The 7400-nt window shown below is 64.3% G+C and carries 7 protein-coding genes and 1 pseudogene; 7 read left to right on the top strand and 1 reads right to left on the bottom strand.

Going from position 1 to position 7400, the window contains the following annotated elements:
• The 6 genes and pseudogenes from J0M27_RS20905 to J0M27_RS20880 all read left to right on the top strand — a co-directional run.
• A pseudogene (locus J0M27_RS20905) lies at positions 1-376 on the top strand (DNA helicase); the annotation flags it as partial.
• 204 nt (positions 377-580) lie between these two features.
• Positions 581-1513, top strand: a complete 933-nt coding sequence (locus J0M27_RS20900) for an exopolyphosphatase (RefSeq protein ID WP_294996517.1) — start codon at positions 581-583, stop codon at positions 1511-1513.
• Positions 1514-1596: 83 nt separating this feature from the next.
• Positions 1597-2682: an ABC transporter ATP-binding protein gene (locus J0M27_RS20895; RefSeq protein WP_294996515.1), complete on the top strand. Its 1086-nt coding sequence runs from the start codon at positions 1597-1599 to the stop codon at positions 2680-2682.
• Positions 2675-3517 carry an ABC transporter permease gene (locus J0M27_RS20890; protein WP_294996512.1) on the top strand — a complete coding sequence of 281 codons (843 nt, stop codon included), beginning with the start codon at positions 2675-2677 and terminating at the stop codon, positions 3515-3517. The genes J0M27_RS20895 and J0M27_RS20890 overlap by 8 nt, the downstream gene beginning before the upstream one ends.
• Positions 3518-3632: 115 nt before the next feature.
• The gene (locus J0M27_RS20885; protein WP_294996509.1) at positions 3633-4412 is read left to right on the top strand and encodes an ABC transporter permease; all 780 of its coding nucleotides are present in this window, start codon (positions 3633-3635) and stop codon (positions 4410-4412) included.
• Positions 4409-5500 carry a spermidine/putrescine ABC transporter substrate-binding protein gene (locus tag J0M27_RS20880; RefSeq protein WP_294996506.1) on the top strand — a complete coding sequence of 364 codons (1092 nt, stop codon included), beginning with the start codon at positions 4409-4411 and terminating at the stop codon, positions 5498-5500. The genes J0M27_RS20885 and J0M27_RS20880 overlap by 4 nt, the downstream gene beginning before the upstream one ends.
• Before the next feature lie 49 nt (positions 5501-5549).
• Here the strand turns inward: J0M27_RS20880 and J0M27_RS20875 are convergent, their stop codons facing one another.
• Positions 5550-6590, bottom strand: coding sequence for an integron integrase (locus tag J0M27_RS20875; protein ID WP_294996503.1), 1041 nt, complete (start codon positions 6588-6590; stop codon positions 5550-5552).
• A gap of 148 nt (positions 6591-6738) precedes the next feature.
• On the opposite strand from J0M27_RS20875, the gene J0M27_RS20870 reads away from it, so the two are divergent.
• Positions 6739-7293, top strand: a complete 555-nt coding sequence (locus J0M27_RS20870; protein ID WP_294996500.1) for a hypothetical protein — start codon at positions 6739-6741, stop codon at positions 7291-7293.
• Positions 7294-7400 lie beyond the last annotated feature (107 nt).

The raw sequence follows: 7400 nt of genomic DNA, 5'->3' as shown, positions 1-7400 counted from the left end.
CGACGCCGAGGCGCGCCGGGGCGCCGCGCGCGCCGCGCAGTTGCTGGCGACCACACTGGAAAGCCGGGACGGTCAGTGGGTGCTGCGCCCGCGCGGCGATGCCGGCGCCGAACTGGCCATCGCAAGAGTCGGCGCTGACGGCACGGCACAAACGCGCGTGGTCGACCGCAGTTTCGTCGAGGACGGCCTGCGCTGGATCGTCGATTACAAGACCGCCGAACTCGGGCCGGACGCCGATGACGTGCGGCTGGCGGCCCATGCCGAAGGCTACCGCGCGCAGCTCGAATCCTATGCCGCGCTGTTCGCCGGCGAAGCCTTGCCACGGCGGCTGGCGGTGTTCTACGCGGCGCATGGCAAGCTCATCACTCTGGACTAGAATTGATACCCATGGCTCCGATAGCCACCCTCAAAACGTGGAACTCGCGCACCCTTGACTTACCTTGGGCGGGCAAGCTCGGCCCGCCCCCCTTCGCCCCCCTCGCGGGGGGTTCCCAGTCGGCTCGCTACGCTCGGTATCTCCAGCGAACCATCCCATTGTTAAACCTTACCTTCTCAATTGACGCCAATTCTGGGGAATCAAATGTCCAATAAGAAATACCGCCTCGTGACGCGCAGCGATTTCGACGGACTGGCCTGCGCCGTCCTGCTCAACGAGCTGGACATGATCGACGACATCAAGTTCGTCCATCCCAAGGACATGCAGGACGGACTGGTCGAGATCAGCGAGCGCGACATCACCACCAACCTGCCCTTCGTGCCGGGCGTGTACCTCGCCTTCGACCACCACCTGTCGGAAACCTTCCGCAATCCCGGCGAGCGCCCAAACCACATCATGTATCCCGACGCCCCCTCGGCGGCGCGCGTGGTGTATGAGCACTTCGGCGGCAAGAGCCGCTTCCCGGTGGCGTTCAACGCGATGATGATCGCGGTGGACAAGAGCGACTCGGCCAATTTCACGCGCCAGGAGATCCTCGACCCGAAAGACTGGGTGCTGCTCAACTACCTGATGGATTCTCGCACCGGCCTCGGCCGCTTCCGCGAGTTCCGCGTCAGCAACTACCAGCTGATGATGGACCTGATCGCCTACTGCCGCACTCACGGCATCGATGACATCCTCGCCCTGCCCGACGTCAAGGAGCGGGTCGACCTCTATTTCGAGCATGCCGAGATCGCCAAGGAGCAGATCCGGCGCTGCACCAGGGTTCACGGCAACCTTGCGGTGCTCGACCTGCGCCGCGAGCCGATCATCTTCGCCGTCAACCGCTTCATGATCTACGCGCTGTTCCCGCAAGTTAACATCTCCATCCACGTCCTGTGGGGCGTGCAGAAGCAGAACACCGTGTTCGCCGTCGGCAAGTCCATCCTCAACCGCACCTCGAACACCAACATCGGCGAGCTGATGCTGTTCTATGCCGGTGGCGGCCACGAAAACGCCGGCACCTGCCAGATCGCCAACGAGAAGGCCGACCACGTGTTGCAGGAACTCATAACAACGATCAACGCGGACGGATAAGCCACGCGCGCAGCCGCGCAGGGCTTCGACAGGCTCAGCCCGAACGGTGGTTTCAAGTTCATTGATGCCGGTTCAATAGCCGCATGGCCCTGCTTGAAATCCGCAACGTAACCCGCCGCTTCGGCGCGCTCGAGGCGGTTAAGGATGTTTCGCTGGCGATCGAGGCGGGGGAATTCTTCACGCTGCTGGGGCCGTCGGGCTGCGGCAAGACCACCATCCTGCGCATGATCGCCGGCTTCGATGCGCCGGACGAAGGCGAGATCCTGCTCGACGGCGTGTCGCTTGCCGGCGTGCCACCCGAGCGGCGGCCGCTGCACACGGTGTTCCAGAGCTACGCGCTGTTCCCGCACATGACGGTGGCCGGCAACATCGCCTTTCCGCTCGAAATGGCCAAAGAGTCGGCGCCGGCGATACGGCGCCGCGTCGCCGAAACCCTGGCGCTGGTGCACCTCGAAGACAAGGCGGCGAGCTTTCCGCACCAACTTTCCGGCGGCCAGAAGCAGCGCGTGGCGCTGGCGCGCGGGCTGGTGAACAAGCCGCGCCTGCTGCTGCTCGACGAGCCGCTGGGGGCGCTCGACGCCAAGCTGCGGGTCGAAATGCAGATCGAACTGATCGCCCTGCAGCGCGAGGTCGGCATCACCTTCGTCTTCGTCACCCATTCGCAGCAGGAAGCGCTGGCGCTGTCGCACCGCATCGCCGTGATGAAGGACGGCCGCGTCGAGCAGCTCGACGAGCCCGACCGGCTCTACACCCAGCCGGCCAATCGCTTCGTCGCCGACTTCATCGGCAAGATCAACCTGCTCGAGGTCGAAGTGACCGCGTCGAGCAAGGTCCTCCTCGGCCTGCATGCGCCGGGGCTGGGCGAGATCGCGGCGACCGATCCGCGGCCCATCGCGGTGGGCGAGCGCGGCGTGTTCGCGCTGCGCCCCGAGCTGATCCGCGTGCATGGCCACAAGGAATCCGCCGACCTCAAGAACCGCTTCGAGGGCCGCGTGCGCGAACTGCTCTACCTGGGCGACGTCACGCTGTACAAGGTCGAGCTGGCCAACGGCGTGCCGGTCGAGGCGCTGATGCCCAATGCCGCGCCCGGCCGCGCCAAGTTCCACGAAGTCGGCGACGCCGTCTGGATCTGCTGGCGCCACGACGCGGGGGTTTTCCTTCGTGACTGATATCCGCAGCCGACCCGCCGGCCTGACGAAATGGGTGGTGACGCTGCCGCCCGGCCTGTTCCTCGTCGTCTTCTTTCTTCTGCCGACGCTGATCGTGGTGCTGGCCGGGTTCCGCGAAACCGGCGAGTTCGGCGGGCTCGCGCCCATCGACGGCCTGGCGGGGCTGACACTGGATGCCTACCGCTTCCTCCTGGGCGACGTCATCTACCTTGAGATCTTCGCGCGCTCCTTCTTCGTCGCCGGGCTCACCACGCTGATCTGCATCCTGCTCGCCTATCCGCTGGCCTGGCTGATCGCGCGGAGCCCGAAGAAGCGCCGCGACCTGCTGGTGCTGCTGGTGATCCTGCCCTTCGCCAGCAACTTCCTGGTGCGCATCTATGCCTGGATCATGATCCTCGGCCCGGCCAGCCTGCTGTACACGCCCTTCGCCGTGATCGTCGGGCTGGTCTATACGCACCTGCCCTTCATGCTGCTGCCGCTCTACACCAACCTCGAAAAGCACGACCCGGCGCTGCTCGAAGCCGCGCAGGACCTCGGCGCGGGCGCCTGGACGCGCTTCTGGCGCGTCACCTTCCCGCTCTCGCTGCCCGGCATCTTCTCCGGCTCGGCGCTGGTCTTCATCCCGGTGCTGGGCATGTTCGCCGTGCCCGAGCTGCTCGGCGGCACCGGCGACATCCTGATCGGCAACCTGATCAAGGAACAGTTCCTCGACAACCGCGACTGGCCGCTGGGCTCGGCGCTGTCGATCCTGCTCACGGCCTGCGTGCTTCTGCTTGCCGCCCTCGCGGCCTGGGCGGCGCGGCGCGGGTTGCACGGCACGGAGGCGGTATCGTGAAGCGGAGGGCCGTCCATCCTTCGTCGGGCTCAACACGAACGTCCATGCGCGTGATGCCGTTCGCCCTGAGCAGCCCGCGCGGCAGGCGTGTCGAAGGGCTCGCGGGGAAGCAAGCGTGAACAAGGCCCGGTTCTGGCTGTGGGCCGCATCGCTCGCCGTCTACGCCTTCCTCTACATCCCGCTGGCGGTGGTGGTGATCTTCTCCTTCAACGACTCCATGCTCAATGCCGAATGGGCCGGCTTCACCACGCGCTGGTACGCCAAGCTGATGCACGACGAGGACATGCTGCGCGCCGCCGCCAACTCGCTGCTGATCGCGCTGATGTCGGCGTCGATCGCGACCCTGCTGGGCGCCATGGCCGGGCTCGCCATACACCGCTACCGGCCGCGCTGGCTGCCCTTCCTGGTGCTGACCCCGGTGGCGATGCCGGAGATACTGCTCGGCGTTTCGCTGCTGCTGTTCTTCCGCCAGGTGCTCGACCTCTCGCTGGGCCTGCTCTCGATCCTGGTCGCCCACGTCACCTTCAGCATCGGCTTCGTCGCCGTCATCGTGCGCGCGCGCCTGGCCGGCATGGACGAAAGCATCTTCGAGGCGGCGCGCGACCTCGGCGCCACGCCCTGGGCCACCTTCCGCCGCGTCACCCTGCCGCTGATCCTGCCGGCGCTGCTGGCCGGCTTCCTGATGGCCTTCACGCTTTCGATCGACGATTTCGTCATCACCTTCTTCGTCGCCGGCGTCGGCGTGAACACCCTGCCGCTGCAGATCTACTCCATGATCAAGGTCGCCGTGACACCCGAGGTCAATGCCGTGTCCACGCTGCTGATGGCGCTGACCCTGACGCTGATCCTGACCGCCAGCCGCTTCGCGCCGGATGTGCTGAAGGGGCGTGCGTGAAGTCGTCGCCGTATCGCTGGCGGCGATTTCTTGCGCTGATGCTCTCCGTCGCGCCATGGCTGGCCAGCCCGCCACTGAGCGCCGCCGGCACGCTCTACCTCTACAACTGGAACAACTACATCTCCGACGAGACGGTCAAGCGCTTCGAGGCGCACTGCAACTGCCGGCTCAAGCAGGACTACTACTCCGACAACGAGGAAATGCTGGCCAAGCTGGAAGCCGGCGCCGTCGGCTACGACATCCTCGTGCCCACCGGCAACGCCGTCGAATCGCTGGTGCGCCGCCGCGCCCTGCGCCCCATCGAAAAGGCGCAACTGCCGCGGCTGAATAACATCAAGCCGGAATTCCTGAACGCCTGGTACGACCCCGGCAACCGCCATTCCGTGCCCTATGCCACCTCGGTGACGCTGCTCGGCTTCAATGCCGACAAGATGCAGGAGCTCGGCCTGCCCACCGACAGCTGGGCGCTGATCTTCGAGCCGAAATACCTGGAAAGGATCAAGGGCCGCGTCACCGTGCTCAACAGCCAGCGCGAGCTGATGGCCGCCGCGATGCGCTACCTCGGCCATTCCGTGCAGGAACATGACCCGCAGAAGTGGGGCGAGGCAAAGCGCCTGATCCTGCGCGCCAAGCCGTACTGGGCGGCGTTTTCCAACAGCACCTACATCAAGGACCTGGCCATCGGCACCATCTGGGTCGCCCACGGCTACAGCAACGACATGTTCCGCGCCCAGCAGGACGCGCTGGCCGCCAGGCGCCCCTTCACGATCGGCTTCGCCACGCCGAAGGAGGGCGCCGTGCTGGCGGTGGACAGTTTCGTGCTGCACGAATCCGGGCGCCGCCCCGACCTGGCGCACCAGTTCATCGACTTCATGCTCGACGGCAGGAACGCCGCCGACCTGTCCAACCTGATCGGCGCCGGCAACCCCAATGCCGCCGCCATGGCCCACATCCTGCCCGGGATCGCCGCCAACCCCGGCATCTTCCCCCCGGCGCCGGACCTCAAGCGCCTGGAAATGCTGCGCGATTTCGACCCGAAACTGCGCCGCGCGCTGTCGCGGATGTGGACCGAGATCAAGGTGCGCTGAGAGCGCCGCACGATAAGTCGGTGCCGGCGGTACGGCGATTGGCCGGGGATCAGGCCGCGATGCGGTATTCCGCCGCCGGTTCGCGCAGGACTTTGCCGTCCAGTCCGTCGAGCGGGCTTCTGACGCCGCGCCCGCCCTTGTTCAGCACGTGCGTGTAGATCATGGTCGTCGATACATCCGAATGGCCGAGCAGTTCCTGCACCGTGCGGATGTCGTAACCGGCCTCCAGCAGGTGGGTGGCGAAGCTGTGGCGCAGGGTGTGCGGCGTCGCCGGTTTGGCGATCCCGGCCGCGCGAACGGCGAGCTTGAGCGCGCGCTGCACCGCCTGGTCCGAGACATGGTGGCGGCGCACCACCTCCGCGCGCGGATCGACCGACAGATTGGCCGAGGGGAAGATGTATTGCCAGGTCCACTCCCGGGCGGCGTTCGGATACTTGCGCTCCAGCGCGTAAGGCAGCCAGACCGCACCGTGCCCCGCTGCCAGGTCCTGCCGGTGCAGTTCGGCCACTCGCGCCAACTGTTCGCGCAGGGCCGGGGCGATGCTGGCTGGCAGCATCGTCACCCTGTCCTTGAAGCTCTTGCCGTCCCGCACCAGGATCTCGCCGCGTTCGAAATCGACATCCTTCACCCGCAGGCGCAGGCATTCCATGATGCGCAAGCCGGTGCCGTACAGCATCCGGCAGACCAGCGCGCTGGTGCCGTCGAGCCGCGCCAGGAGCGCCGCCACCTCGGCGCGGGACAGCACCACCGGCAAGCGGCGCGGCGCCTTTGCCGACTCGACGTCGTCGAGCCAGGGCAGTTCGACATCCAGCACCTCGCGGTAAAGGAAGAGCAGGGCGCTCTTGGCCTGGTTCTGCGTCGATGCCGCGACCTGCCCGGCCACCGCCAGATGGGTCAGGAACTCGCTGACCTCGGCCGCGCCCATGTCACGCGGGTGACGCTTGCCAAAATGCCGGATAAATCGTTTAATCCAATCCAGGTAGGCTTGCTCGGTTCGCAGGCTGTAGTGCAAGAACCGTATGCGGCCGCGAACTTGCTCCAGCAGCCGGGGCGCCGACCCCGAATCCGGCGATGACGGAATTGACGACATTTCAGGCCCCACTAAATTTGGACAAGCCATTGATGGAAATCAGCATAACACATGTAGCTGGTATTTTATACAGCCTATTTGATGGAATATATTCCGTCACGACGGAAAGCTTTCCGTCATTAGTGATCCACACTTAACGTTATGCCTCATGAACCAGTTCTCCTATCCGTCGCAGGTTAATGTCGTCTCTCGTTACAAGTACTGGCGAGAGCTCTTGGAACATTGGGTGTTCCTTGTTGAGCGCGGTTTTCGAGTAACGGACGGCCAACACGCTGTGTATGCGTACAAAGAACGAACAAATGTCGGCCTGCTTTCAGCATCGGCAGTTGCGAACGGATGGGTAGCGCTTGAAGAGTGCAGATCGAAAAAGTTCGCGTCGGAAGACGGCGATGATGTATATCAAGGCCGATCTGACTTACGGATCTGGCGCGATAAACGACATCATGAACTCGAAGCCAAATTTCTCCGTGTTCCGCTTATCTCGGAGTCCACTACGAGGCTTGATCGCGTTGATGAAAAAGCGATTGCGGATGCTGCGAGATCGGTTGCTACAGGAGCCAGGTTTGATCGCAAGATCGCAGTAACCTTTGTTGTTCCTATGCTCACCGTGTCACAGTTGGAGAAGACTTCTCATGAAATCATTCGCAGCAACTTGGAAAGGTTGCTGAAGTACATTCAAAGCACTATTGACTCGGCACGATAATACTTGAATTATTGGTGATCGACCTCATGTACGTTGCATGGAAAAAGACGACGCAAGATATTCGACGCTGGAGCAGTTGCACGAGCGGCGCAAGCAGGTCGTGCGAT

The sequence above is a fragment of the Sulfuritalea sp. genome (assembly GCF_017302275.1).
Classification (GTDB): domain Bacteria; phylum Pseudomonadota; class Gammaproteobacteria; order Burkholderiales; family Rhodocyclaceae; genus Sulfuritalea.
The sequence above is the reverse complement of the archived record's forward strand: the minus strand, read 5'-3'. Positions and strand labels throughout refer to the sequence as shown.

What these genes read in the sequence shown, in the direction of transcription:
- J0M27_RS20870 (WP_294996500.1), top strand. Translation starts at nt 6,739, where the DNA reads ATGAACCAGTTCTCCTATCCGTCGCAGGTTAATGTCGTCTCTCGTTAC.
- J0M27_RS20900 (WP_294996517.1), top strand. Translation starts at nt 581, where the DNA reads ATGTCCAATAAGAAATACCGCCTCGTGACGCGCAGCGATTTCGACGGA.
- J0M27_RS20895 (WP_294996515.1), top strand. Translation starts at nt 1,597, where the DNA reads ATGGCCCTGCTTGAAATCCGCAACGTAACCCGCCGCTTCGGCGCGCTC.
- J0M27_RS20875 (WP_294996503.1), bottom strand. Translation starts at nt 6,590, where the DNA reads ATGTCGTCAATTCCGTCATCGCCGGATTCGGGGTCGGCGCCCCGGCTG.